General features: G+C 69.2%; 22 protein-coding genes and 1 pseudogene. 13 read left to right on the top strand and 10 right to left on the bottom strand.

The genetic code is table 11. From position 1 onward, the window contains the following. The first annotated feature begins 245 nt into the window (after window positions 1-245). The gene (locus AOK01_RS05825) at window positions 246-1,523 is read left to right on the top strand and encodes a prolyl oligopeptidase family serine peptidase (protein ID WP_055509108.1); all 1,278 of its coding nucleotides are present in this window, start codon (window positions 246-248) and stop codon (window positions 1,521-1,523) included. 105 nt (window positions 1,524-1,628) lie between these two features. Here the strand turns inward: AOK01_RS05825 and AOK01_RS46430 are convergent. Then, window positions 1,629-2,477 (bottom strand): annotated as a pseudogene (locus AOK01_RS46430) (DMT family transporter); the annotation flags it as partial. Between the two features lie 73 nt (window positions 2,478-2,550). On the opposite strand from AOK01_RS46430, the gene AOK01_RS05810 reads away from it, so the two are divergent. Next, window positions 2,551-3,051 (top strand): Lrp/AsnC family transcriptional regulator, encoded by a 501-nt coding sequence (locus AOK01_RS05810; protein WP_055509204.1) that lies wholly within the window; start codon window positions 2,551-2,553, stop codon window positions 3,049-3,051. Window positions 3,052-3,154: 103 nt separating this feature from the next. Here the strand turns inward: AOK01_RS05810 and AOK01_RS05805 are convergent, their stop codons facing one another. Next, on the bottom strand, window positions 3,155-6,364 hold the full coding sequence (locus tag AOK01_RS05805; protein WP_055509203.1) for a TIM-barrel domain-containing protein: 3,210 nt from the start codon (window positions 6,362-6,364) through the stop codon (window positions 3,155-3,157). A gap of 513 nt (window positions 6,365-6,877) precedes the next feature. On the opposite strand from AOK01_RS05805, the gene AOK01_RS40610 reads away from it, so the two are divergent. After that, on the top strand, window positions 6,878-7,525 hold the full coding sequence (locus tag AOK01_RS40610) for a snapalysin family zinc-dependent metalloprotease (RefSeq protein ID WP_245702116.1): 648 nt from the start codon (window positions 6,878-6,880) through the stop codon (window positions 7,523-7,525). Window positions 7,526-7,702: 177 nt separating this feature from the next. Here AOK01_RS40610 and AOK01_RS05800 read toward each other — a convergent pair whose 3' ends face one another. Further along, window positions 7,703-8,287, bottom strand: a complete 585-nt coding sequence (locus AOK01_RS05800) for a TetR/AcrR family transcriptional regulator (protein ID WP_055509102.1) — start codon at window positions 8,285-8,287, stop codon at window positions 7,703-7,705. A gap of 101 nt (window positions 8,288-8,388) precedes the next feature. Between AOK01_RS05800 and AOK01_RS05795 the strand changes: the two genes are divergently transcribed. The 3 genes from AOK01_RS05795 to AOK01_RS42430 are packed head-to-tail and all read left to right on the top strand — an operon-like array spanning window position 8,389 to window position 10,547. Beyond that, window positions 8,389-8,817: an ester cyclase gene (locus AOK01_RS05795; RefSeq protein ID WP_055509100.1), complete on the top strand. Its 429-nt coding sequence runs from the start codon at window positions 8,389-8,391 to the stop codon at window positions 8,815-8,817. After that, a complete protein-coding gene (locus AOK01_RS05790) occupies window positions 8,814-9,284 on the top strand; it encodes a DUF1772 domain-containing protein (RefSeq protein WP_055509098.1) in 471 nt (156 codons plus the stop codon). The genes AOK01_RS05795 and AOK01_RS05790 overlap by 4 nt, the downstream gene beginning before the upstream one ends. Window positions 9,285-9,317: 33 nt before the next feature. Then, entirely contained in the window at window positions 9,318-10,547 is a 1,230-nt protein-coding gene (locus AOK01_RS42430; protein WP_342671024.1) for an alpha/beta hydrolase family protein, read from the top strand. Here AOK01_RS42430 and AOK01_RS05780 read toward each other — a convergent pair. After that, window positions 10,499-11,095, bottom strand: a complete 597-nt coding sequence (locus tag AOK01_RS05780; protein WP_055509095.1) for a TetR/AcrR family transcriptional regulator — start codon at window positions 11,093-11,095, stop codon at window positions 10,499-10,501. The two genes, AOK01_RS42430 and AOK01_RS05780, sit on opposite strands and share 49 nt — an antisense overlap. Window positions 11,096-11,205: 110 nt before the next feature. Between AOK01_RS05780 and AOK01_RS05775 the strand changes: the two genes are divergently transcribed. The 3 genes from AOK01_RS05775 (at window position 11,206) to AOK01_RS05765 (ending at window position 14,768) form a co-directional block, all read left to right on the top strand. Further along, window positions 11,206-12,375, top strand: coding sequence for an alpha/beta hydrolase family protein (locus AOK01_RS05775; RefSeq protein ID WP_055509094.1), 1,170 nt, complete (start codon window positions 11,206-11,208; stop codon window positions 12,373-12,375). A gap of 194 nt (window positions 12,376-12,569) precedes the next feature. Continuing rightward, the gene (locus AOK01_RS05770; RefSeq protein WP_063792738.1) at window positions 12,570-13,769 is read left to right on the top strand and encodes a carboxylate-amine ligase; all 1,200 of its coding nucleotides are present in this window, start codon (window positions 12,570-12,572) and stop codon (window positions 13,767-13,769) included. A 144-nt stretch (window positions 13,770-13,913) separates the two neighbouring features. Beyond that, complete coding sequence (locus AOK01_RS05765) at window positions 13,914-14,768, top strand: phenylalanine 4-monooxygenase (RefSeq protein ID WP_055509093.1); 855 nt, start codon at window positions 13,914-13,916, stop codon at window positions 14,766-14,768. Window positions 14,769-14,845: 77 nt separating this feature from the next. Here the strand turns inward: AOK01_RS05765 and AOK01_RS05760 are convergent, their stop codons facing one another. After that, window positions 14,846-15,415 carry a TetR/AcrR family transcriptional regulator gene (locus tag AOK01_RS05760; protein WP_055509091.1) on the bottom strand — a complete coding sequence of 190 codons (570 nt, stop codon included), beginning with the start codon at window positions 15,413-15,415 and terminating at the stop codon, window positions 14,846-14,848. 75 nt (window positions 15,416-15,490) lie between these two features. On the opposite strand from AOK01_RS05760, the gene AOK01_RS05755 reads away from it, so the two are divergent. Both AOK01_RS05755 and AOK01_RS05750 read left to right on the top strand, forming a co-directional pair. Then, window positions 15,491-16,768: an MFS transporter gene (locus AOK01_RS05755; RefSeq protein ID WP_169800103.1), complete on the top strand. Its 1,278-nt coding sequence runs from the start codon at window positions 15,491-15,493 to the stop codon at window positions 16,766-16,768. A 273-nt stretch (window positions 16,769-17,041) separates the two neighbouring features. Then, entirely contained in the window at window positions 17,042-18,193 is a 1,152-nt protein-coding gene (locus tag AOK01_RS05750; RefSeq protein WP_055509089.1) for a hypothetical protein, read from the top strand. A 73-nt stretch (window positions 18,194-18,266) separates the two neighbouring features. Here AOK01_RS05750 and AOK01_RS05745 read toward each other — a convergent pair whose 3' ends face one another. Next, window positions 18,267-19,094, bottom strand: a complete 828-nt coding sequence (locus AOK01_RS05745; RefSeq protein ID WP_055509087.1) for a glycoside hydrolase domain-containing protein — start codon at window positions 19,092-19,094, stop codon at window positions 18,267-18,269. A 267-nt stretch (window positions 19,095-19,361) separates the two neighbouring features. After that, the gene (locus AOK01_RS05740) at window positions 19,362-19,895 is read right to left on the bottom strand and encodes an RICIN domain-containing protein (RefSeq protein WP_055509086.1); all 534 of its coding nucleotides are present in this window, start codon (window positions 19,893-19,895) and stop codon (window positions 19,362-19,364) included. A 797-nt stretch (window positions 19,896-20,692) separates the two neighbouring features. Between AOK01_RS05740 and AOK01_RS05735 the strand changes: the two genes are divergently transcribed. Further along, window positions 20,693-21,850, top strand: a complete 1,158-nt coding sequence (locus AOK01_RS05735) for an oxygenase MpaB family protein (protein ID WP_245702115.1) — start codon at window positions 20,693-20,695, stop codon at window positions 21,848-21,850. 112 nt (window positions 21,851-21,962) lie between these two features. On the opposite strand, the gene AOK01_RS42425 is transcribed toward AOK01_RS05735, so the two are convergent. The 3 genes from AOK01_RS42425 to AOK01_RS05725 all read right to left on the bottom strand — a co-directional run bounded on the left by AOK01_RS42425 (window position 21,963) and on the right by AOK01_RS05725 (window position 23,782). Then, complete coding sequence (locus AOK01_RS42425) at window positions 21,963-22,121, bottom strand: hypothetical protein (protein ID WP_213862058.1); 159 nt, start codon at window positions 22,119-22,121, stop codon at window positions 21,963-21,965. 149 nt (window positions 22,122-22,270) lie between these two features. After that, window positions 22,271-23,200, bottom strand: a complete 930-nt coding sequence (locus AOK01_RS05730; RefSeq protein ID WP_055509084.1) for an NADP-dependent oxidoreductase — start codon at window positions 23,198-23,200, stop codon at window positions 22,271-22,273. Between the two features lie 168 nt (window positions 23,201-23,368). Further along, complete coding sequence (locus AOK01_RS05725) at window positions 23,369-23,782, bottom strand: winged helix-turn-helix transcriptional regulator (protein WP_079103181.1); 414 nt, start codon at window positions 23,780-23,782, stop codon at window positions 23,369-23,371. 91 nt (window positions 23,783-23,873) lie between these two features. Between AOK01_RS05725 and AOK01_RS05720 the strand changes: the two genes are divergently transcribed. Beyond that, entirely contained in the window at window positions 23,874-24,623 is a 750-nt protein-coding gene (locus AOK01_RS05720; RefSeq protein WP_055509082.1) for a glucose 1-dehydrogenase, read from the top strand. The last annotated feature ends 85 nt before the right edge of the window (window positions 24,624-24,708 follow it).

Below are 24,708 nucleotides of genomic sequence, written 5' to 3'. Positions count from 1 at the left end.
CGGCGGCACGGGTGGATCTGCCGGCAGGTGGCGGTCCTGCGGCGAGTCGGGGCCGGTCGCGCGGACGTTGTGATTGCCGAGGGTGATTGCCGAGGGTGATTACCGGTGGTGCTCCCCTACGTCTTGCCCACAGCACTGTCCGTCCTGATCCTGTACGTGGTGGGCAGCCGTCAACTCTCAGGGCTCACCGCCCGGTTCGGCAAACAGACTGCGCTGACATCTCCCCCACGACGCAAGGAGTCCGCATGCCCACACCGATCAGCCGTCGCACCCTTCTGGCCGTCGGCACGGGCGCCGCCGCCGGCCTGTCCCTGCCCGGCGTCGCCGCGCATGCCGACGACCAGGCAGCCAGCGGCGTGAGATTCACCCTCAACGCCCAGGTGCTCGACGGCGGCGAGCAGGTCACCTCGCTCACCCTCGACACCGCCCGTCTCGGCCCGATCGACCCGGCCGGCCTGACCACCGGCACCTTCACCGTGCACGCCAAGGCCACCAGCCCGATTCCCCTCGCCGCCGACGACGTCATCTTCAGCGAGTACGACCTCGACCGCACGGTGACCGCCGTCCGGCTCGACCACCGCGGCGACATCGTCCTCGACCTGGCCCACGCCGAAGGCCGGATCGGCGGCAGCACCCTCGGCTACATCGCGGGCAGGGGCCGCAACGTCGTGCTCGACCTCGCCTACACCCTCACTCAGAACGCCCCGATCGCCCTGCGCAATCACCGATTGATCACCATCAAGGACTTCGTGCAGGGCCATCGGGTGTCGGACCCCGAGGTCGACGCGTTCAGCTCGCACGTCTCCGGCTCGGGAATGAAGTACCGGCTGTACTCACCCACCGGCTCCCACTCCTCCCGGCGGGGCAAGCGCCCTTTGATCGTCTGGCTGCACGGCGGGGGTGAGGGCGCCTCACTACCTGACAACTACTACGACAACGAGACCACGCTACGAGCCAACCGCGGCGCACTGGGCTTCGCCACCCCCCAGGCACAACGCATCTTCGACGGCGCCTATGTCGTCGCCCCGCAAAGCACCTCCGCCTGGATGCAGGACGGCCCCCGCTTCGCTCCCCTCATCCACGAGATCATCGGCGACGTCGCGAGCAGGAACCGCATCGACCGGGACCGGATCTACGTCGTCGGCTGCAGCAACGGCGGCTATATGAGCATGAAGATGACCACCGTCTACCCGAGCCTGTTCGCTGCTTCCGTGCCGATCTGCGGCATTGTCGCGTCCTTGCCGTCCGGCGGCGCACCGCTGATCCCCGACAGTGAGCTGGCGAAGATCGGCACCCCCAGCTGGCTCGTCGCCTCCCGCGACGACACCACGGTGGACCCGCAGGCCAACACCGCCCACGCCCACGACCTCATCCCCGGCTCGCAGATGACGCTCTACGACCACGTCGTCCGAAACGGCTACCAGTTCGCCGGCCACTGGTCGTGGATCTACGTCGCCCGCAACGACCCCAGTGTCAACGGAACTCACCTCTGGCAGTGGATGGCCGCCCGGCGTCGGCACTGACAGGGAACCCGCGTTCGTCCGCACCACGGGTGACGGCTGTGGCTCGGCGGGGGCGGTGGCGGACCGTGTGCGGCGGGCGGGGAAGCAGGCTGCCGCCAGTCCGGCGCACATCAACAGGCTTCCGAGGACGGAACTCGGGGTGAGGTGCTCGTGCAGGACGAAGACGCCGAGGACGAACGCCGCGAACGGCTCGGCAAGGCTGAGCGTACCCACGGCCGCGGCGCTGGTCGAGGTGATACCGATGGAGAACAGCCAGTAGGCCAGGGTGGTGGAGGCCAGCCCCAGCCAGGCGATCAGCGCAAGACCGGTGGGCTGCCCGAGCGCGGCCGAGTCGATGACCATCCACGGCATCAGCGGAACGGCTCCCAGCAGCAGCGCCAGGGCGGACACGGCCGGCAGGGGGACGCCCGGGTGGTCGGTGGTCAGCTGCTTCGCGTACACGGTGTACAGGCCGTAGCAGACGCCGGAGACGGTGGCCGCCAGCAAGCCGAAGGCGTCGACGCTGCTGCCGGTGGGCGAGAGGAGCAGCGCGCAGCCGGTCACAGCGGCGGTGGTGGCGATCAGCCATGTCCGGGTCAGGTGTTCACCGTTGACGGATCGGGCGATGAGGCCCGTGGCGACGGGAGCGACGCCCAGGGCGACGACGGTGGCCAGCGCGGCGCCCGTGTGCGCGGTGGAATAGAGGAAGGCCGCCTGGAAGACGGCCGTGGCCGCGGCGCATATCAGCAAGGGCCGGGCCATGCCCTGCCGCAGAGCGGGGAGCAGGGCCCTCAGATGGCGGCTGTGGAGAGCGCCCAGTACTGCTCCGCCGACCAGCAGTCGCCAGCCTCCGAGGGCGGCGGGTCCCATGGGGACGTCGGCCAGAGCTTGTGCGGGTCCGACGGTGCCCCACAGCAGTGCGGCTCCGAGGATCAGACCGGCACCCGTGGTGAATCCATGTTTTTGTTGCCTCACGAGGTCATAGAGTAGGTATTAGTTCATTCTGTTGATGCAGGCAGCGAACTTCGTAAGGCGTATGGGACAGATCATGGAACTTGATGCGCTGGACATGGCTCTTCTGCGGGAGTTGCAGAACGATGCACGGCAGACGAACCGGGACCTCGCCGCCAAGACGGGTGTCTCACCGTCCACGTCGCTGGAGCGTGTGCGTGTGCTGCGGGAGGGCGGTCTGATCACGGGCTACCACGCGGCGCTGGATCTGGAGGCGGCGGGCCGGCCGGTGCAGGCGCTCATCTCGGTCCGGATCCGGCCCCCGGCCCGGCCCGTCATCGAAGGATTCCGGGAATGGGCGCAGCAGCTGCCGGAAGTGATCGCCATGTTCGTCACGTCCGGCGCCTACGACTTCCTGCTTCACGTCGCGGTGCCGGACGTGAACGGCGTGTATGCCTTCGTGATCGACAGGCTTACGGAGCGGCGAGAGGTGGCCGACGTACAGACGACCATGGTCTATGAGCTCGTGCAGTCACGGGTCATCGAGCCGGCCGGCGTGACTCCCGGGCGGACGCGGCACGCGCGCCGACACCGGTGAGTACCGCCCGTACGGCCTCGCGCCGCGTGGGGCGCCCCCGTCCGGACACACCGGAACGGGGAGCACCCCACCAGGCACGGGGGAGCCGGCTGTCAGCTGTCGGCTATCGGTACATGACGGTCGTTGCCTTCCGGATGCTTCGTGAGGGCACCGTGACGCTGAGGGTGTGGGTGTCGGCGTCCCACCGCCAGGCCGATGCGGCCGTCCTGGTGCCGTTCAGGGTCACGCGGGCCGGCTCGTGTTCCACCCCTCGGAAGGACACCGTCCACTCGCGGCTGCTCACCTGGCCCTTGAAGGACCCCTTGGCAGGGGCGATCTTCAGGAGGTGGGAGCCGTTGTGCTCGGTGTACCGCAGTTGTGTGGTCGCCGCCCGCTTCGACACGGGGCCGGTGCCGTCGTCCTCGTAGAGGGAGGAGAGACCGGAGGCCCCCGTGGCGACGGTGACGCCGGCCTTGTTCAGCGGGTGCTGCGCGTCGTTGGCCACGTTCTCGGAGCGCGTGGTGACGATGCCGCCCGCGCGGACGAAGACCGGCATGGTGTCCAGGGTCGTCGTGACGTCGTGGGTGGCTCCGCCGGCGGGCGCGGTGTAGGTGCGTCCGGTGAAGTAGTCCGTCCACCGCCCCGGCGGGAACCAGACCGAGGTCGTGGTGCTGGTGCCGGGCGTCGTGACCGGCGCGACCAGCATGTCGGGCCCGTACAGGTACTCGGCGCCCGCCTTGCTGTAGGCGCTCTCCTCCTCCGGATACTGCAGGTACAGCGGCCGGACGAGCGGTGTACCGGTGACGGCGGCCTCCTGAGCCAGGGTGTAGGTGTAGGGCACCAGCGCCTCGCGCAGTCTGAGGAACTTCTCGGCGGACTTCCTCGCCTCGGAGCCGTACTGCCAGGGGAGCCGGTCGCTGTGATTGCTGTGCAGGCGGTCGATCGGCTGGAACGTCCCGAACTGCACCCATCGTGCGTACAGGTCGTCGGGCAGCTTGGTGGTCCGGTGCGTCTGGCCGTCGGAGGTGTACGTCTCGGCTCCGGGAATGCCGTAGCCGTCGTTGTGGCCGCCGATGTCATGGCTGATGGCGGCCATGCCGGTGGCGGCGGACTCGCCCGGTGTGTAGCCGATCTCGGCGCGCAGGGTGCCCCAGTTGGACGTCGTGTCACCCGAGAAGTGCAGCGTGGTCCGTTTGTCGGCCCAGGGCCCGGTGGGCAGGCCCACTCCCCCGCTGTAGCCGCCTGCCTGGAGGGAACCGTAGGCGCGGGAGAGGATGAAGCCCCGCTCGCTGGTCTCGGCGGTGAGGTCGGCGTACTGCTGGTTGATCCACGCGTCCGGGGTGACACCGGCCTGCGAGGACTGTGAGGTGTCGCAGCACCAGTCCAGCCACCAGAAGTCGTTGCCCGCCCGGTCCATCGGCCGGTGCAGATCCAGATAGGCCTTCAACTGGTCCGGGTCGCCGAAGTCGAAGGTGTAGCAGTCCGCGCCGCCCGCGGGCGCGCATCCCCCCGCGCGCAGCTTGCCCTTGGCCGTGGCCTGTGCCTTGCCGAACTGCGGGTCGTTGCCGAGAATGCTGGGGTGCACGTTCAGCGTGTTGTGCAGCCCCTGGTCCGTGGACCAGTCGAAGAAGCCCTTCGCATCGGGGAACTTGGCCGGATCGAAGTTCCAGCCGCTCCAGGTGTTGGGGGACTTGAAGTCGGTGTCGGTGACCAGTACGTCGAGCGGCACGCCGGCGGCCCGGAACGCGGGCAGGACGGTGTTCTCGTAGTCGCTCGCCGTGCGGTCGATGTACTCGGAGTACCACACGCCGTAGGCCCAGCGGGGCAGCAGTTGCGGTGGGCCCGTCAGCGTGGCGAGGTCGGACAGACCCTGCGCGTAGTCGTGGCCGAAGCCGAAGAGGTAGCCGTCCTGGTAGGGCCGGCCGTTGTGTGCGGGCCGAGCGGATGTCTTCTTGGTGCGGCGGTCGTAGACCGCTGACGTCGTGTCGTCGAGCAGGTACCAGCCGTCCCGGTGCAGCAGGCCGGATGTGGTCCAGGGGGTGGGGTCGTTGTCGCCGTTGAGTCCGTCGAGGCTACGCCGGTAGCCGCCCAGGGCGAGGTGCGGCGCGGGTGCCGGGTCCTGCGGGCGGGCCAGCGCCAGGCTGTCCACGTTGACGTGGCAACTGGTGGCCTCGGGGCATCCCAGGGTGATCTTGTCCGTGCCCGCCTTCAGGCTGACGCGGAGGGAAGCCGTGGACCAGGAGTCCCAGTTGTCCGTCGGCGGCAGGGACAGGGTGCTGTCGGTGCCGCCCTGGGTGCCGATCTGCACGCTCCGTGCCTGGTGCAGGCCGTCGCCGCCCGTGCCGTTGGCGTAGCGCAGACTCAGCAGGTAGATGCCGTCCTCCGGTACGCCGGCGATCCGGTCGGTGATGCCCGCTCCCTGGCTGAGCTCGCCGGTGAATCCGTATCTCGCATGTCCCTTGTGGTCCGTGGCGACCACCGCGGAGCCCGACAGGAGCGCGTCCTCGGCCTCGCAACTCGTGCCGAACCGGCAGCCGGGGGCGGCGCTTTGGGCTCTGGAGGGGTAGGCGTCCCCGGCTCCGAGGAGGGCGACGCTGTCGATGTTGACGTTCCCGGTGTCGGCCGCGGTGCGGTGCAGTGTCACCGTGTGGTGACCGGCGTTGACGGACAACGGCAGCCGGGCCACTCCCCAGGTGTTCCAGTCACTCGTCTCGGGCAGGCTGAACTTCTGGTCCGCGCCGCCGTCCACACTGAGGCTGAGGGACCGGGTCCCGTGGTGGCCGTCACCGCCGACGGAGTTGGCGTACCGCACGGCGAAGTCGTACGTGCCGGTCGTCTTGGCCCGGACGTCCGTGGAGAGGGAGTTGTTGTCGACCTCGAACCCGGCCAGGAAGCCCTTGCCGGTGAACGCGCCATGGTCCGTGGCCAGTCCGGGGCCGTCGTACCGCTGGTCCTCCGCCTCGCACAGGACGCCGGGGGCACAGACCGGGTGCTGCCAGGGGGCTGCGAGCACCGGCTGCTGCCCCGCCTTGAGTTTCATGGTCAGGTTGTCCGCGGTGAAGGGGCCGGAGCCAACCCGGTAACGCAGTGTCATCGCACTGGTGGCGATGGTCAGGACGCCGTCGCGAACCGACGAAGTGTAGTGGGGCGGTGTGAAGGAGCCCCGGCCGATCGCGTTGAAGGTGGACCGGTCCTCGAAGCGGCCGTCACCCGCGTACTCGGTACGTATCAGGGTCGGTGAGAGAACCTCGAACCGGGCGTCCGACACGGACACCGTCGCGGTGCGGGCCGGCGCACTCGCGGTGTCCGCCGCACTCGGGGTGTCCGCGGCCACGACACCGGAGGCGGCCAGGACGAACCCCGCCGAAGCCCAGGACAGGAGGTGGACGATCACAGGTGTGCGCCATCTCCGGCGGAATCTCGAAGGCGTTGGGCTCACAGCAGGCTCCATTCCGCGACGGCAGCACTCCGGCGAACGCACGACGAACATGCGCCGAGGCCTGTGCCGACACGTCCAGCGCGTCCGGCACCGGCGGTTTACAACGTTGTCATCGCGGTCCTCCGGCATGAGATCACCAACTTTTTCCTCTGTCCACACTCCACCGGGCATCATTGCCAAGGCTTTCCGCTGCGCTCGGTCCGTACTGAGTCCGTGCTCAACGGGCAGGCTGGAGCGAGGTCTCCGGCGAGCAGAAGGCGGGTGCTCGGCGCGTTCGCCGTTGGACAGGTCGCGCTCGACCGGGACGAGGCAGCATTTTCTCGTACAACCCTTATGGGCAATTTGCCGCCAGTGCACAGTCTGTCACGGTAGCCCGGGCCGGCGCCCTCAAGTAGGTTTCCGCAATGCATGCTCGTCGCAACACCGCGACACTCTTCCGAGTGCACCGTTCCGCTTGAGTCCAACGTCAACGGAAATTCACAACTGGTGATGGAGGTCCTGAAATTGCCTCGTCGAGTAGCGAGTCTGATATCGGCCCTGGTCTGCGTAGGCGCTGCTGTGGTCGGTGTCGGTTCTCCGGCAAGTGCCGCGGATTCCGAGCCCGAGGTTATTCCCATCGATCTCATCCTGGCCGGCTCCTACGCGAATACGGTGCGCGACGCCATGGAAATCTGGAACACGGCCGTTCCGGGGATCAAGTTCGTCGAAGAGGACACTCCAACGGCACTACGGGTCAAGGAATACACGACCGCGACCGGTACCGGTTCACACGTCTTCCTCAATGGCTTAGGCAGGGGCTGGATATATCTTGAGACCGGAGACGCCCAGGTTTACCGCCCTTCGCGCATCGCTGTTCACGAGCTGGGGCACGCTCTGTCACTCGCCGATCTTGGGCCGGGCAGCCCGTGTTCCAAAGTGATGTCCGGCGGATGGGCGGGGCCCGAGTGCCTCAACGATCAGCCCGACGCGGAGGAGGTTGCCGAGGTGGCGTCGTTCTTCGCCAGCCATGATGTCGGCGATCAGGTACCGGGCTGGCCACCCCCGTCAGGGAGTTAGTACTGCACGGCAGGTATGGGGATGGGGATGGGATTCACGGTTCCGAGGTTCCTGGCTCGGAACCTCGGAACCGTGAATCCCATCACAAGAACAGAACCAGAGCCGAAATACATGGTCGCTCACAGGGCGGTCTCGGCCCGTCGATCCGGGGTCACCCTCCAGATGAACGCCGCCAGTTCAGGACCCCGCGGTGCGGAACTGGGCGAGCAGGACCTCGATACGGTCGGCCTCATGTCCAGGGCGTAGCCGATCGTTGCGGCTGAGCGTGACCAGTCCGTGCAGTGCCGCCCAGAGGACCTCGGTGAGCGTGTCGATGTCGCGCCCAGCAGCGATGGTGGCGACCGCCCCGCGCAGTTCACTGAATGCCTGGCGGAGCGGCGCCGCGGTGTCGTCCGCCGCGAAGCGCAGTTGCGTGGACCGGGTGAACATCGCGTCGTAGAGCGCGGGGTTCGTCGCGGCGAAGTCGCTGAAAGCGGCGGCGACCCGGCCGACCTCGTCGTCGGGCAGGGCGCTGCTGCGACGACGGGCCGCGCGCAGCGCCTCGGCGAGTTCCCCGAAGCCCTCCGACGCAACGGCTGCGACGATGTCCTCCATCGAGCCGAAATGCTTGTACAGCACCGGCTGGCTGTACTCGATCTCGGCGGACAACCTGCGCGTGGTGACCGCGTCCCAGCCGTCACTTTCGGCCAAGGAGCGCGCTGTCGCCGTGATGAGCCGGCGACGGGCGACGCGCTCGCGCTGCCGGCGGTCCTCGATAGCCATTACCTGACTGTAGCTGCACTGCAGCGCGCTGTTGATGCGAGTCCGCCAAGGGGTTAGCATTGCTAGCGCTAGCAATGCTAACCCCTGATGAGGATGCCGACATGACCACACCCGGACACCAGCTCGCCGACCTCTTCGTCGAGATGACCAACACCCACAACCCGGACCTCGTGGACCGGTTCGTCGCCGAGGACTACCTCAACCACAACGACTTCGTCGCCGACGGACGTGAGGCCAACCGTCAGTTCTGGACGGTCTTCTTCGCCGGTCTGCCCGACGTGAGCGTCACGAGGGAGGACCTGGTCGTCTCCGGTGACCGCGTCGTGGGCCGCCACATCTACCGCGGCACCCACACCGGGGACCTGATGGGCATCCCCGCCAGCGGCCGGCCCGTCGAGATGCGCAGCATCGACATCTGGCGCGTCCAGGACGGCATGTTCGTCGAGCACTGGGACGAGCTGAACCTCATGCAGATGTTCCAGCAGATCGGCGCGCTGCCGTCGCTCGGCGGCGCCGGGGCCCAGGCATGACACTGCTCTCGCAACTTGCCGCGCTCTTGGCGATCATGAGCACGGGGATCGTCTACGGCACCGATGTCTTCTGCGCGCTCGTCCAGCGAGCCGCACTCGCGGAAGTCGACGACGCCACCCTCACCTCGGTCATGGGCACCACGCACCGCATCGCCGACCGGCGCATGCCGGCCCCCGGAATCCTCGGCGTGATCGCCGCCGCCGTCGCATCCGTGCTCGCCGCGGTGGCCGGCCGCCCCACCGGATCAGCGACCGCGGGAGCGGCCTTCCTGCTGCTGGTGGTCTGGGTGCTGCTCTACGTGCGGATCAGTGCGCCCATCAACCGCCGGCTCACCGCGGCTGCCGACGCCCACGAGACTCCCGCCGACGCCCGTACGTGGCAACGGGACTGGGACCGCGTCATCGTTCCCAGAGCCGTACTGCAGGGCGTGGCCGTCCTCGCCCTGGGCGTAAGCCTCATCAGCTGACCCGGCACGTCGCCACTTCCGCACTCAGACCCGATGGTGAGGTCCGACCGCCATGCCCGTAATGAACACCGGGGTCAGCGCTCCCACCGCTCCCCCGTATCACGTCCAGTCGACAGCCAGAACCCTGCGCGACGGGTTTCCCTGCTTCGCGCACCACGATTCGGTCTCGGCGCTGTGGTCGCACAAGTGGCGTGTGCCATGCGCAGCGGGCATCTACCCCTTCACCGACGGGCGGGTGGAGGACTTCGACCCGGTCTTCGCCGAACTGAGCAAGATCTCAGCCGACGACCCGGCGATCCTGTACCGGCCCGACGACTACGCGAAGCCGTTCTTCCCGGTCGCGGAACAGCTGGTCGCCGCCGCTCAGGAAGCGCTGTCGAAGGGCGGCGCGTCGAGGGAAGGGATCTGTTCCTGCGCGCGGCGGCGATCTGCCGGATCGCGCGGTTCCCCGTCAACCGATCGCCGCTCGGCCAGGAAGCATGGGAGAAGGGCAAGGCCGCATACGAGCAAGGCGGTCGGCTGCTCGACCCGCCGAGCATCCCGATCGGCATCCCCTTCACGCACGCCGACACGGCCGCAGGCGATCTCGACGCCGACATAGCGGCGTACCTCCGCCTGCCTCAGGGTCAGAAGCCGGCGACCGGGTGGCCCGTGGTGCTCTGCATCTGCGGACTGGACGCCTACCGGACCGATCACACACCGCGCACCCAGCAGCACGTCGACCGCGGCTACGCGACGATCAGCTTCGAGATCCCCGGCACCGGCGACTGCCCCGCGGCACCGAACGATCCGGCATCACCGGACCGGCTGATGAGCAGCGTCCTCGACTGGGTGGCCGCCGGCGCCTCCGCGTACGGGTTCAACCCTGAAAGGATCCTCGCCCGGGGTATCAGTACCGGCGGCTATTACGCGTTCCGCATCGCGCACACCCACGCGGACCGGCTGTTCGCCGTCGTCGCGCAGGGCGGCGGTTGCCATCACATGTTCGACGCCGACTGGATCGGCGCCCAGAACCAGATGGAATACCCGTTCGCCCTGTCCGACGCGCTCGCGTACAAGTTCGGGTACCGCGACCCGGACCCAGCGGTGGCGGTCGCCCGGTACGCCGCCGAGGCCCACAAATTCAGCCTCGCCGACTCCGGCATCCTCCGTGCCCCGACGTGCAAGCTGCTCGTCGTCAACGGCACCCACAAGCCTGACACCGCCAGAAAGCCTCACGCACCCAGTGCGCTGACGATCTTCGTGACCAGGCGTTCCAGGTAGTCCTCCCCGGTCGCGGCCCGGGTCATCACGAGGCGCCAGTAGACGGGGCCGACCAGGAAGTCCAGGCCCAGCTCGACGTCGGTGTCGGCAGGCAGTTCGCCGCGCTCGATCGCGCGCCGGATCACCAACTCGGCGTTCTCCCGCCGCGGATCGCGGACCGCGGTGAGCAGGGCCTGCGAGAGCTCCTCGTTGCGCGCCGCCTCCGCGACCAGGTCGGGCGCGATCCTGGAGACCAGCGGGTGGCGCAGCGCGGCCATCACCTCGCGCAGGTACTGCGTGACGTCGCCGCGCAGGCTGCCGGTGCCGGGGGCGCCGGTCGCCGCCACCGCGAACCGGGACACCAGCGCGACCGTCATGGCCTGCTTGGACGGCCAGCGCCGGTAGACCGCGGCCTTGCCGGTCCCGGCACGCTTGGCGACGGCTTCGATGGAGAGCCGGCCGTAGCCGACGGCGGCGAGTTCATCGAAGAAGGCAGCGGTCAGGGCATCGGTGACGCCGTCCTGCAGGACGGGCCCGCCGGAGACGCGCCGCGCGGGGAAGGCGTTCATGGCGAAGACGCTAACACGAGACGGAACGGTTGCGTCTCGCCAAGGCGCAAGGCTACGCTCCCTAGGCGAGACGGAACCGTTCCGCCTCGTTCGAGAGCAGGGAGTCGAGGATGAAGTTCCTCTACGACGACGAGTCCTTCTCCTTCGAAGCGCTGCGCGCCGCGGGCTACGCCGCCTACAGCGGGGCCGATCTGGGCGAGGTCCTGGTCACCTGCCGGCGCATACCGGAGGGGGACGAGGACGCCTGGTCGGCCGAGTGGGCCGCGACGGCCGCGCGCGTGGAACACATCGGCCGCGACGCACTGGCCGCCGGTCACCGGGTCAGCGCCCGGGAGGCGCTGCTGCGCGCGTCCAACTACTACCGCACCGCCGACTTCTACCGCCGCGAGAACCCCGCCGCCGACGCCGAGTCGGCGCGGCTCGCCGAGGCGTCCCGACAGACCTTCGCCGACGCGGCCGCCCTCCTCGACACCCCGGTCCGCGCGCTGCGGATCCCCTACGAGGACACCACGTTGCCCGGCTACCTCTTCCTCGTCGACGACTCCGGCGCCCCGCGCCCGACCGTGCTCTACCACGGCGGATACGACTCCACGCTGGAGGAGGACTACCTGGCGCTGGCCGCGGGCGCGCTGCGGCGCGGCTACAACGTCATCGCCTTCGACGGCCCCGGCCAGGGCCTCAACGTCCGTGAGGGCCTGCACTTCCGGCCGGACTGGGAGGCCGTGGTCATCCCGGTCGTCGACTACGCGCTCACCGTGCCCGAGGTGGACGCCGAGCGGCTCGTGCTGATCGGCACCAGTCTCGGCGGCTACCTCGCCGCACGCGCGGCCGCCTTCGAGCACCGGCTCGCCGCCTGCGTGCTGCACGACGGCGTCTTCGACTTCCACGCCGCCGTCGCCGCGATCGTCGACCGCGCCGCGTCGCTGCCTGGCGGCCTGGAGGCGTTGACGGCCCAGAACACCGGCACGCGGTGGGCGGTGCGCAACGGCCTGTGGACCTACGGCCTCTCCGACATGGAGGAGCTGGTCAAGGCGACCGAGGCGTACACGCTGGCAGGCGTCGCCGACCGCATCACCTGCCCGACGCTCGTCCTCGACGCCGAGAACGACCAGTTCTTCAAGGGCCAGCCGCAGCGGGTGCTGGAGGAGCTGACGTGCCAGAAGGAGCTGATCACCTTCCGCGAGGACGAGGGCGGCGGCGAACACTGCCACGAGGGCGCGCTCTCACTGTTCCACCAGCGCTCCTTCGACTGGCTCGACACCGTGCTCGCCGCTGCCTGATCCCCACCCACTGCCATCGAGGTGCACAACTGGCAGTTCGGCGGGCGGCCGTCATGACCGTGTTCCAACGTCCGGCATGGTGACTGCGGGTCTCTTGCCGGGCCGGGCGTCAGGCGCCTGTACCGGATGAGGCCGGTCACGCGGGTCGGGGCCTTCGCGTTGCGGACCCGGCCGGTGGCAGGAACGGTTGCGGTATGACAGCCGTGTTCGGGGACCAGCCGCCTCCTGTGGGAGTGGAGGAGGAGTATTTCCTGACCGCCGTCGGCAGCCGGACCGTGGCCGACGGCGCGTCGCGCATTTCGCCGCAGGCCACGGCCGTGCTGGGTGATCGCTTCTCCGGTGAACTCATGGAGTGCCAGGTCGAGGCGAAGACGCCGCCGTGCTTCACCGTGGAACAGGTCCATGGTCATCTGACCGCCATGCGGGACGCGGTCGCCCGGGCGGCGGGTGCGCACGGGCTTCGCATCCACGCGTCGGGCACCCCTGTGCTCGGCGTGCTGGGCTCCGCGCGGCTTCGGGACGATCCCCGCTACCTTGCCGCCCATGCCACGTTCCGGGCCAGGACGGAGGGCGCTGTCATCTCGGCGACGCACGTCCACGTCCAGGTACCGGGGCGGGAGGAGGCGGTACTGGTCGGCAACCACCTGCGTCCCTGGCTCCCGACCCTGGTCGCGTTGTCGGCCAACTCTCCCTTCTGGGCGGAGCGTGACACCGGTTACGCCAGTTGGCGCACCATGGCGGCGCATGCCCTGCCCGTCTTCGGGCCGCCGCCGTACTTCTCCTCCCTGGACCACTACGACCAGGTCGCCGCCGGCCTGCGGGAGGCCGAAGCGGTGGTCGACGAGGGCATGCTCTTCTGGGACGTCCGGCCGTGCACACATCTGCCGACCGTGGAGATCCGGGTGATGGACGCCGTCGCCGACGCCGAGGTCGTCGCCGTGCTCGCCGTCCTGATCAGGGCGATGGTGGTGACCGCCCTGGCACGGGTGAGCAAGGGCGACACCGGCCCCGAACTGCCCGAGCCCGTGCTCAGCACCGCGTACTGGCGCGCCGCGCGTGACGGGCTGCGCGGCCATGGAGTGGACACGGTCGGCGGACGGCTGCTTCCGGTGCACGAACTCGTCACCCAGCTCGTGCGGGACGTCAGGCCGGTGCTGACCGAGTACGGCGAGTTCGAACGGGTCTGCCGGACCCTGCGGCGCTGGTGCCGACAGGGTGGCGGTGCGACGGTCCAGCGTGCGGCCTTCGGCCGCCGAGGAGACCTGAGGGACGTGGTCGACGCGCTGACCGCCGACACCATCGGGGCGGCGACGGGGTACGGTACGCCGCCTGCCGACACCCAGACACCGGACCCCGTCGTGCGGCAGCCCATCGCCACGACCGAGTCCCGCTGAACCTGGTACGGCTGCCGAAGCCCCGGCCGGCGGGATCATCGCCGTTCACCTGTTCGGACCTGCGCTGCGCGCGCGGCCCGGGCGGCACGGCAACGATGAAAGCCCGGGCCCAGCCGGCCCGACCGGCCGTCGAAAGGCTTCCTCGTGGAGGAGAACTCCGGCTACCCGGACATCAGAAACGTTGGCGGCACGGTCGTCGTGGACTTCCCTCCCAGCCATCCGGGACACCATGACGTCGCCTATCACCGGCGGCGCGTCGCGATCGCCGAGGCGGCCTTCCGCGCCGGTCCCGCATCGTCGGCTCCTGACATCGCGTACACCGATGAGGAACAGCGCGTGTGGCGGACGGTCAGCGCGGCCCTGACGGGCCCGCACGTCAAGCACGCCTGCCGGGAATTCCTGGAGGGCGCCGACCGCCTGGACCTGCCCGCCGACCGGCTACCGCAGCTAGGCGAGGTGTCCGACAGGATCGAGCAACTCACCGGAGCGCGGTTCAGCCCAGCCCCCGGCATGCTCGCACCGCGTGACTTCTACAGCTCCCTCGCGGAGCGCCGCTTCCAGGCCACGCAGTACATCCGGCACCCCTCGCGGCCGCACTTCTCCCCCGAACCCGACATGATCCACGAAATCATCGGTCACGGCACCGCCCTGGCCCACGACCGGTGGGCCGACCTCTACGAGATGTTCGGCCACACAGTCCGCCGGCTGGCCGGCCGCGAGGCCGTGAGCGCCGTATCGAACGTGTTCTGGTTCACCATGGAGGCCGGCCTCGTCAAGGAGGACGGCGACATCAAGGCATGCGGCGCCACCCTCCTGTCGTCCTGCGGAGAACTGGAGAACATCGCCCGGGCCGACATCCGCCCCCTGGACACGACAGCCGTCCAGCGACAGCCGTACGTCGTCACCGGCTACCAGCCGGTCCTCTTCTGCGCCGAATCCTTCGACCACCTTGAGGACGTCCTCCGCGACTATCTGACCGGCATCCAGGACAAGAAGTGACGGTCTTCCAGGAGACGACGCCCCCGGCCGCCACCGAACCGGACCAGCTCTTCGGGACGGCGCACCGCGTGGCAGGTTCAGGCCAGGGCCTCGGACGCCGCGAGGAAAGTTGCCACCAGCTCCCGGGCCCAGCCGCTGGAGGCCGGCTCGGTGCTGAAGATGGCGCGGTAGTACAGCGGTCCGAGCAGGAAGTCGACGGCGCTCTCCACCTCGGGGACACGGCCGCCGCGGGAGCGTTCGCGCTCGATGATGGCGCTGAGCTGCTCGTGGCGGTCGCCGATGCAGGCGCAGCCGCCTTCCGGTCCTGAGCCGATGGCGGCACGCATGAGGGCCAGCGTGTCGGGGTCGGCGAGGTCGGTGGCCACGTCGCCCAGCCAGCGTTCGAGGTCACCGGCGAGGGTGCCGGTGTCGGGCACGACGACGTCACCGCTGAACCGGCTGGTGGCCACGTCGCCGAGGAGCTGGGCGGCTGAACCCCAGCGTCGGTACACCGTGGTCGGGTGCACGCCCGCGCGGGCGGCGACGGCGGGGATCGTCAGGGCCTGTTCGGGTTCCTCCGCGAGGTGCTGCGCGACGGCGCGGTGTACGGCCGCCCGGACCTTCGCGGAGCGGCCACCGGGGCGTACTTGAGTCGGAGCGTCAACCATGGGGAAATTATCGCACCGATCGCTGCGTTAGTGGTAGCGTCCTTAACGCATCGATCACTGCGTTTGGAGAGAGTTGTGTCCGTCTCCGCCCTGCCCGACAACCAGATACCCCCGCCGTCCGGCACAGTCCCGCCCCGCCGTCGCCGCCGCGAGCTGAACCCTCCGGCCGCTTTTGCCGCCCTCGCGGTCGTCTTCGTGCTCTTCATGGCCGCGTCCAGCGCGCCCTCCCCCCTCTACGTCGTCTACCAGCAGCGGTGGGACTTCTCCGCGACCACCCTCACCACGGTGTTCGCCGTCTACGTGCTCGGGATGATCGCGGCACTGCTGGTGCTCGGCGCCCTGTCCGACCATCTCGGACGCCGCCCGGTGCTCCTGTCCGCGATCGCGCTGGAAGCCGCGTCGATGGCGGTCTTCCTCGTCGCGGACAGTGTGTCCCTGCTGCTGGTCGCGCGACTGGTCCAGGGCGTCGCCACCGGGGCCGCCATGACGGCCCTCGGCGCGGCCCTCGCCGATCTGAATCCCGCCCACGCGCCGCACCGCGCCGGCCTCGTCACCGGCGCCGCACCCACCTTCGGGCTGGGCCTTGGCGCTCTGGGATGCGGCATCCTCGTCGAGTACGGACCGCACCCCACCCGCCTCGTGTACGTGCTCCTGCTGGCGGCCCTCCTGCCGGCCGCGGCCGCGGTCGCGGCCCTGCCCGAGACGTCGCTGCGGCGGCCCGGGGCGGCCCGCTCCCTCCAGCCCCGCCTCAAAGTGGCCTCCCACCTGCGGGCGGACCTGCTGCGTCTGGTGCCGATCCTCGTCGCGAGCTGGGCGCTGGGCGGCCTCTACCTCTCCCTGGGACCGTCGGTCGCCGCGGGTCTGTTCGGCCTCTCCAGCCACGTCGTCGGCGGACTGGTGGTCACCCTGCTGACCGTACCGGCCTGCCTGACCGCGATCGCGCTGCGCGGCCGGCCCGTCTCCCACACCCTCGCGCTCGGCGCCGGCCTCCTGCTGGCCGGCACGCTCGTCGCCCTGACCGGGATCGAGGCGGACTCCCTGCTCACCGCGGCACTCGGCACCGTCGTCGCCGGAGTCGGATTCGGCGCCTCCGCTCTCGCCACTTTCGGCACGCTGGCCCGTATGGCCGCACCCTCCGAACGCGGTGAACTGTTCTCCGTGGCCTTCGTGATCTCCTACCTGTCCTTCAGCGTGCCCGCGGTCGTCGCCGGGATCGCCACCACCCATATCGGGCTCCACGAGACATCCGTCGCCTACGCCGCCACGGTCGCCTTCCTCGCCGCCCTCGCGCTGCTCGCCCAGTGGCTCCGCTCCCGCCAGGCCCCCGACCGCGGCACCTGCCCGCAGACCTGACCGGGGGACCTGTTCCGGGGACGAGCGGGACGGCTGCCACGGTACCCACACCGAGGCGCTCGACGGGGGTGGCCGTCCCGGCCTCTCGGAGCCTCCCGTCGGCGGCTGTACGTCATCAGCGAGCCGCGGAACCCCGCTCGCCGGAGGCCGGCCCGGAATGCGAACGCCACGCCGAACACGGCCGTTGACCTGCCGTCGGACGGGGCGCGGCGCGACATGCGCAGGAGCGAGGGACCATACTGGTCGGGCCCCGATCGCCCACAGAACGGTTCCATGGCCAAGAACAGCAGCTCTCCGACGACCGTACCCGGCACCGTATGGCTGGCGCGCGGGCGCCATCTCGGGCCCGAACCCGAGCGGGACGTCCGGCGCAACCTGATCGCCCTCAAGGCGGCCGGGGTCCTCGACGACTTCCTGGACCTCGATCCCCTGGAGGCGGCCCGCTCCACCGTCCTGTACCCGCGGGAGGAGTCCGCCGGCCCCGGCCCGTCGGCCCGCCGGCTCTTCGAGGCCCGCTGGAGCGTGGCCGGCGGCGTCACGGTGCGCGCCCAGCTGACGACGTACGAACACGGGTCCCGCCGCGCGGACAACGAGGGAATCACCTGGATCCTGGCCGCCGAGGCCCAGCCTGCGTGGAACCACCGGTGGCCCTCGCCCGCCACCATGTTCTGGCCCGACAGCGACCAGGTCGCCTGGGACCACGACCTCGTACCCGAGGTGCGCCTGCGGACGGCGAACCACCTGCCGAAGGACGAAGGCGAGCTGCGCCGCCGCCTGCGGGACTGCTCCCGCAACACCTGGTACATCCATGTCGTGGTGCATGAGGCCATGACACCCGACGCGAGGGGCCGGCAACCGGTCTCCACGTTCCTGCCGCCGGGCCTGCGGCACCGGGTGGTCGAGCACCGGGCCACACCGGAGCAGGCAGAGGTCGCCGATTTCGCGGTGAAACGGGAACTGAACGTGCGGTTGCCGCGCGGCGGCGCCGTCATCCTGCCCACACAGCCGCGAAGCCCGGACCACGACGCGGAACACTTCAGCGTGCACAGTGTCTTCCTGGACGGCTCCGAGCCCACGGAACTCCTCGCCCTCATCGAGGAGTTCGCCAAGCTGCCGCGGCCCATGCCAGAAGGCGCCGAACGGGCCCTGACACAGTTGCGCCAGGGCTGGCACCTGCTCACCCCGGACGAGGAACTGGCCCACGCCCAGAGCATGGTCACCAAGTACGCCGAAGCGCTCGACGCCATGACGAAATCCGCTGATCTCTACCAGAAGGCAGCCGAGGCAGCGCATGCCGCACTGGCCGAGCTCACCAACGGCGACGGCACACCCCGGCCATCCGCGTCGGAGACAGCCAGGACAGGCAGCTCACCGCTGAACGCCATCAAAAAGGGATTCGGCCGCTTCCGGGACCCGAACAGATAACACATGTGACACCCACCGCGGGTGGCGCCGGATGCACGGCACGCGCTCCTGACGACGCCACCCCCAGGGATGGTCAGCCGATGATGGCGACCGGAGCGTCCCAGGCGTTGCGGTCGACGGTGATGGTGTGGCCGCCGCGGGTCTCCTTGCTGTTGACCATGTACTGGTGGGCGCGGCTGTGGCCGGTGTACAGCTTCGGGTCCCAGGGCCAGTCCGTGGTCGTGGTGTTCTTCTTGTCCCACAGCGCGTACCAGAGGTTGCCCGGCAGGTCGGTGCGGTCGGTGGCCGTGGCGATCGCCTTGGCGCTGGAGCTGCTGAAGCCGTAGTAGCCGCCGCGGTACGTCTTGGCGCGCAGCGTCTTGGTGAAGGAGCGCACGTAACTCAGTACGGCGTTGTTGCACGACGTGTTCGTGATGTCGTACGGCTCCATGTCGAGGTAGATCGGGCTGCCGGCCTTCATACCGAGCGTGGAGGCCTTGGCGACGGCGTCCTTGGCGTTGCTCGCGCCGACGGAGGCGGCGTTGGCGGCGGTGAACTTCTCCGGGTTCGAGCCCGTCTGGCAGGGCGGCTGGGCACCGACGTAGAGCGGGATCAGCTTCCAGCCGGTGGAACTGACCGACTTCACCCATGACTTGGTGAGGTTGGGCTGGTTGCAGCCGCGGTTCTTGCCGCCGATGTAGACGGCCGCCGCGCCGTAGAAGCCGGTCTTCCACGCCTTCATCGCGGCGAGCGAGGGCGCCGTGCACGCGTCGAACGCGCGCCCCGTATACGTCTTCTGCGCCGGCCAGGTGGTGGCGGCCATCGACGTCTGCGCCGCGATCCCGGCCCCCGCGACGACCGCGGCTCCCGCGGTCGCCCACGCGATGTAGCGGCTCTTTCTGGACAAGCGGTGCCTGGACAATCCCCACCCCGTTCGAATTCCGGCCAACGGCCGTGGCTGATGGTCTCTTTCGCAGGTGTGCGAGACGCATCGGCACCTTACTCGACAGCCGTACCGTGATCGTTGCCGGGCCGGTGAAGTCGCGCCTGGTCGGGGGGCAGGGAAGTGACGGCCCACTGGGCGCGGGCCAGGATCGGACAAGCCAGTTGGTCGCAGCCCCGGTTGAGGGCTGCGACCAGCTCGGTCGCCTCGTACGCCTGTCGAAGCTCGTGGCGACTTCGTGTGCTGTTACAGGCGGTTGAACGACCAGGAGTTCATGGCCGACTCACTCGGGGTGTCCAGGATGACAACCTGATTGGGCAGGTTGTAGTAGGGACGCAGGGCCTGTTTGGTGGAGCGGGAGATGATCTGCCCCTCGTAGGGGTTGTTCCAGCGGGAGACGATGTCCCACTGGAACTCGTAGCTGTTGGAACAGGTGGCCTGGGTGACGAACGTCTTCAGCCCGTCGAAGAGGCCCCCGGGCTTGAGACACTTGCTGGTGTCCGTGTTGCGGATGATGTAGTAGTTCTGTTCCACCCACTCCAGGTGCCACGAGTCGCCGGTGGCCGTTTCGTTCCAGGCGTAGATGAGGATGCCGTCCTGATGGTTCAGCCCGTATCCGGCGGGCATGAGATGGCCGCTGGTGGCGGAGTTGACGATGCGCCAAGGACCACTGTCGAACCCGGGGGCCGCGGTGGCGGCGGCCGAGTTTCCGACGACCAGCGCGAATAATGTGCCTGCGATGACGGCGAGTCGGGCGAAGAACCCGGAATTGGACTTCATGCTGCCTCTCTCCATGGTTTGGGGACGTTTCCGGTGCCTGGCCGGGCACTGCCCTCGGCAGGTGCCGGACAGGTCGGCGCAAGAGCTCGGCGGACCTGCGAAAGGTCTGCCGCCGACACGGGGGAACCGAGGAAACTGCGGCCTGAGTCGATGGGCTCACCCATCCGACGGCGAGCTACTCGGACCTGATCAACTCGACGGAACGGCAGGCGTCCGAACGGTTCACGGGACCTGTCGACGCCCGCCGACGGTCTTATCACCATGAATCGCGTCCACCAGTAACCGCAACACTGCCCAGGGTGCTCTTTCGGGTGATTCGGCACCACGCCTTGGACCTTCCCGAAGCCAGAGTCCGGCCAGTCGTCGCACGCACCCCCGGCGTGCGATTTCGTCAACCGTCTGCCGTTGTGCAACTCCCGCGCCAGACACACACCTTCCCGCCCCGCGATCGCGCTACTACGGGCCACGATTCCGGCGAGACCGTGTGTATGAAGCTCGTCGGCTGCGCTGTCCCTTCCTGACCTGGCGAAGCCCTGTCCGTAGGACCGGCGACGCCGGCGCGGCCACCGGGCGGCGAGCGCGGCCGTGCGCCGCTTCAGCACGCGGGCGTGCTCCTGCGTGCCTCGAACGGGGCATCGCGAACGTGCAGCCTGCCGAGGCAGGATCGTAAAAGGTGATCTTGCCTGGCTCCTGCTCCGTGTGAGCGCGGCCGGGGGCGAAACCCGTACTCGGCCGAGGTCAGCGGCCTGGTCACCGCAGCGCCACAGCCCTGATCAACACAAGACGGGAGTTCTGTTATGGCATTGACGACTGCCAACATCGCGGCCGAGCTGGAGGCCGCGAACAAGGTCGGCGATCCGGACGCCGACGCATTGGTGTCCGACCTGATCGACAACCGGGAGGTCGACGGGGTCAACGACCTGTTCCGCACCATCGGCAAGCTGAGCAAGAACCAGGACTACCACGCGCAGCTGCCCGAGCGGCTCGCCGACTTCATGGACAAGGCCGCGGCTGACCCGCCGGGCTGGACGAAGGCGGACGTCAGGGCCGCGGAGGGCTTCTTCGACCACCACCACGGCGAAGCGTCCATGCTCCAGGGCACCGTCGGCCTCATCGGCACCTACCTCTCCCCCACCGGCGCCTTCACCCTGCGCTCCACCGGCCGCCTCGGCGGCGTGGAAGGGCCGGGCCGGCGCCTGTCGCAGTCCTCACGGCTGTTCCTCGACATGGGCAACAAGGGGGCGATGACAGACGGGACGCTGAAGGCGAACGTGACCAAGGTGCGCCTGGTCCACGCCTCTGTGCGCCAGCTGCACAAGAAGAGCGGCGAGTGGGACTATGCCAAGTGGGGTGAGCCCGTCTCGCAGAAGTACACCACCGGCGCCGCCTGCGTCTTCTCCACCCAGATCCTCCAGGCCCTGAAGAACCTCGGCGTCGACGTCTCCAGGGACGACGCCCACGGGTTCATCTGCGCCTGGCACTACGTCACCCACTACCTCGGCACACCCGAGAAGTGGCTCCTGCCCAAGAACGCCGACGACGTCGAACAACTGTGGAACCAGGCACGGGAGACGGAGTGGAAGAAGACCGACGACGGCCTCTTCATGACCGAGCAGGCCATCAAGTTCTACCGGGACCTGCTGCCGCCCGGAGTCAGTGACGCCTACATCGCCGTCACCCGCGTGGGCCTCGGCGACAAGTACGCCGACATGGCGGGCGTCCCCAAGAACCCCCTCGACCTCGCCGCCAAGCCCCTCGCCGAAGGACACAAGGTCGTCAGCAGCATCGGCGGCGGTCTGTTCGGCGGAGCCGCCGAGAAAACCGTAGGCGTCAATCCCTACAAGGAAGTCCTCGGCACTGCCTCCAGGCACTTCAACGAGATCGAGAAGTACGCGATCACCCACGACCAGGACAACCAGCCCCAGATGCACCAGGAACTGAACGACGGCCGCTGACAGGCAGCCGCCGACAGCCGCCGACAGCAGGACCGGACCCGGCGACGTAGCCGGGCGGCGTGTCCCGGCGCTGTATCAGTCACCCCCCGCCGGCCGCACCGGAGTTCCGGGATCAGGCGTCCGGAAGTGCGTACCGCTGGAATTCGGTCAGGTAGGGCGACTCGGCCGGATCCGGCCGGTCGGTGGCGTTGAGGGCGCGGTGCCACCACGGGTAGTAGGCGGGCAGCCGGGAGACCTTGAGCCCCGACGCGCCGAGGGGAACGTACTGCATGGGTTCTTCCGACAGCCCTTAGGTCAACTGCCGCCCGGACGCCTCACCATCAAGCACTCGGGTGATGCCCGAGCGGGTTCGGCGCTGCCGAGCCCGATCTCGGCGGTCATGTGCTTCCCGCATCGCGTTCAGCGCACCCGGGGACCTGCTCACAGAGTGATCACGATCTTGCCGTGGACGTGGCGTCCGGCTTGCAGGGTCACGGCGTCGTGGGTCTGCTCGATCGGGAAGGTAGCGGCGATCGGCACGGTGATCTTCCCGGCAAGGATCGCGTCGGTGATCCGCGCCAGCGCGTCCGGCCCCGCTTCGCTGCCGCCGGTCGCGCGCACGCCGCCGGGAGGGTTGGGCCCCGCGGCGATCGTGGAGATCCGCTCGGGCGGTACACCGAGCGCGAGCGCGGTCTCCGCTGTCTCGGTGCCGAACAGGTCGGTCGCCGCGGTCACGCCGTCGGGGGCCAGTGTCCGTACCCGGTCGGCCAACCCGGCGCCGTATGCCACGGGCTCGATGCCCAGCTGCCGCAGGAACTCGAACGTGCTCTCCGAGGCGGTCCCGATCACTCTGGCGCCGACGAGTTTCGCGAGCTGTACGGCAAACACGCCCACACCGCCGGCGGCGCCGCCGATCAGGACGGTGTCGCCGGACCGCAGGTCGATCGCCGACAGAGCGGCGGCCGCGGTCAGGCCGGCCACGGGAAGCGTGCTCGCCACCTCGTCGCTGATGCCCTCCGGCGTGTGAGACAGCACCTCGGACGCCTCCGCGGGCACCTTGACCACCACGAAGTCAGCGACGGCCCTGCTCAGCGCGCCTCCGTAGACGCGGTCGCCCACCGCAAAACCCGTGGCGCCGACGCCGACCTCGTCCACCACACCGGCGAAGTCGTGCCCGAAGCCGGACGGCACGGTGACGCCGAACTGCTCCGCCGCCTCGGGCAGCGAGGCAAGGATCCAGTCCATGGGGTTCAGGCCGGCTGCCGCTACGCGGACACGGACCTCGCCCGGACCGGCGTGCGGCTCCGGGACCTCTCGCACCTCCAGCACCTCGGGACCTCCGAACGCCTCATAGATGACGGCTCGGCTCATGGCAGACCTCCAGCAGGCAGAGTGACGATACTTGGTCCCATCACCGTACACGAGTGATGGGACCAAGTGCCGTAGGCCGTCCTCGCCGTGCGACTTCCGCCGGTCGCACCGAGGACAGCCACCCGCCGCGCGTGGCGTCGGGGGGGAAGTCGCCGAGGCATCCGCTCCCTAGTTCGCAGCACTCTCCGCCTGCCGGCTGTCGTAGTCCTTCTGCGCGGCGAGGAGTTCGTCTCCGTGCCGGCCGAACCATCCGATGAGGTCGGTCAGCGGTCCGGCCAGGCTGACACCGAGCTCCGTCAGGCTGTAGGTGACCTGAGGCGGATTGGTGGGCGCGACATGGCGGGCGACGAGTCCGGCCCGGGCCAGCGCCTTGAGGTTCTGCGACAGCATTTTCTGACTGATGCCACCGACTCGTACATGCAGCTGCGCGAAACGGTGCGGGCCGCCGACGAGGGCCGACACGATGAGGGTCGCCCAGCGGCTTGTCGTCTGGTCCATGATCGGCCTGAGCGGGCACTTGCTGTCGAAGGTGTCATGGGCCAGGAGCCTGCCGGCGGTCGCGACCTGCGCTGTTTCCATCATGACAGGAGCTTACAAAAAAGTACGTACTTCCCATCAGTAAGTGGTTTTCCTACGGTTGCTTCCACACGCACCAACCGTTCTAGGAGCCACTGTGAGCAGCAACAACGCACGTACGGCGATCGTCACAGGCGCGTCGAAGGGGCTGGGCGCAGGCATCGCCAAAGCACTGGCCGGGACCGGCGCGGCCGTAGTGGTGAACTACCGAGTGGACGCGGAAGGCGCCGAGCGGGTCGTCGCGGACATCACCGCCAAGGGCGGCCGGGCGATCGCGGTCCAGGCGGACGTCGCCGGCGGCGACGACGTACGCCGGCTCTTCGACCGGGCGCGCGAGGTGTACGGCCCGGTCGACGTGCTCGTGAACAACGCGTCCGTCGTCACCTTCGCACCGCTGTCGGGCATCACCGAGGAGGAGTTCCAGCGCGAGATGACCACGAACGTGCTGGGCACGATCCTGACCACGCAGGCCCTGGCCGCGCAGGACGACATCGACGCCGGGTCGATCATCAACATCTCGACGGCCGGCACGGTCAGCCACCCTCCCTACGCCTCGCTCTACGTCGCGTCCAAGAGCGCCGTCAACGCCTTCACCGTCATCATGGCCAAGGAACTGGGCCCGCGCGGCATCCGTGTCAACGCGATCATGCCCGGCCCTTCGGACACCGAGGGCACCAGGGCCATCGGCTATGTCGGGTCGGAGCAGGAGGCCCAGACCATCGCCGCGACGCCCCTGGGCCGTACGGGCACCCCCGACGACTACGGCCCGCTGGTGACCTTCCTGGCCTCCGACGACGCGCGCTGGATCACCGGGGACGTCATCCTCGCTTCCGGCGGCATGCGCTGACGACGCCTCGCCCGGCCCTTTCCTCTCCTTACGGTCCTCTCCTTATGGTCCTCCTCTTACGTCTTTACGGAAAAGGCCCCACCGC

This window comes from Streptomyces aurantiacus, assembly GCF_001418335.1.
GTDB classification, from domain to species: Bacteria; Actinomycetota; Actinomycetes; order Streptomycetales; family Streptomycetaceae; genus Streptomyces; species Streptomyces aurantiacus.
The sequence above is the reverse complement of the archived record's forward strand: the minus strand, read 5'-3'. Positions and strand labels throughout refer to the sequence as shown.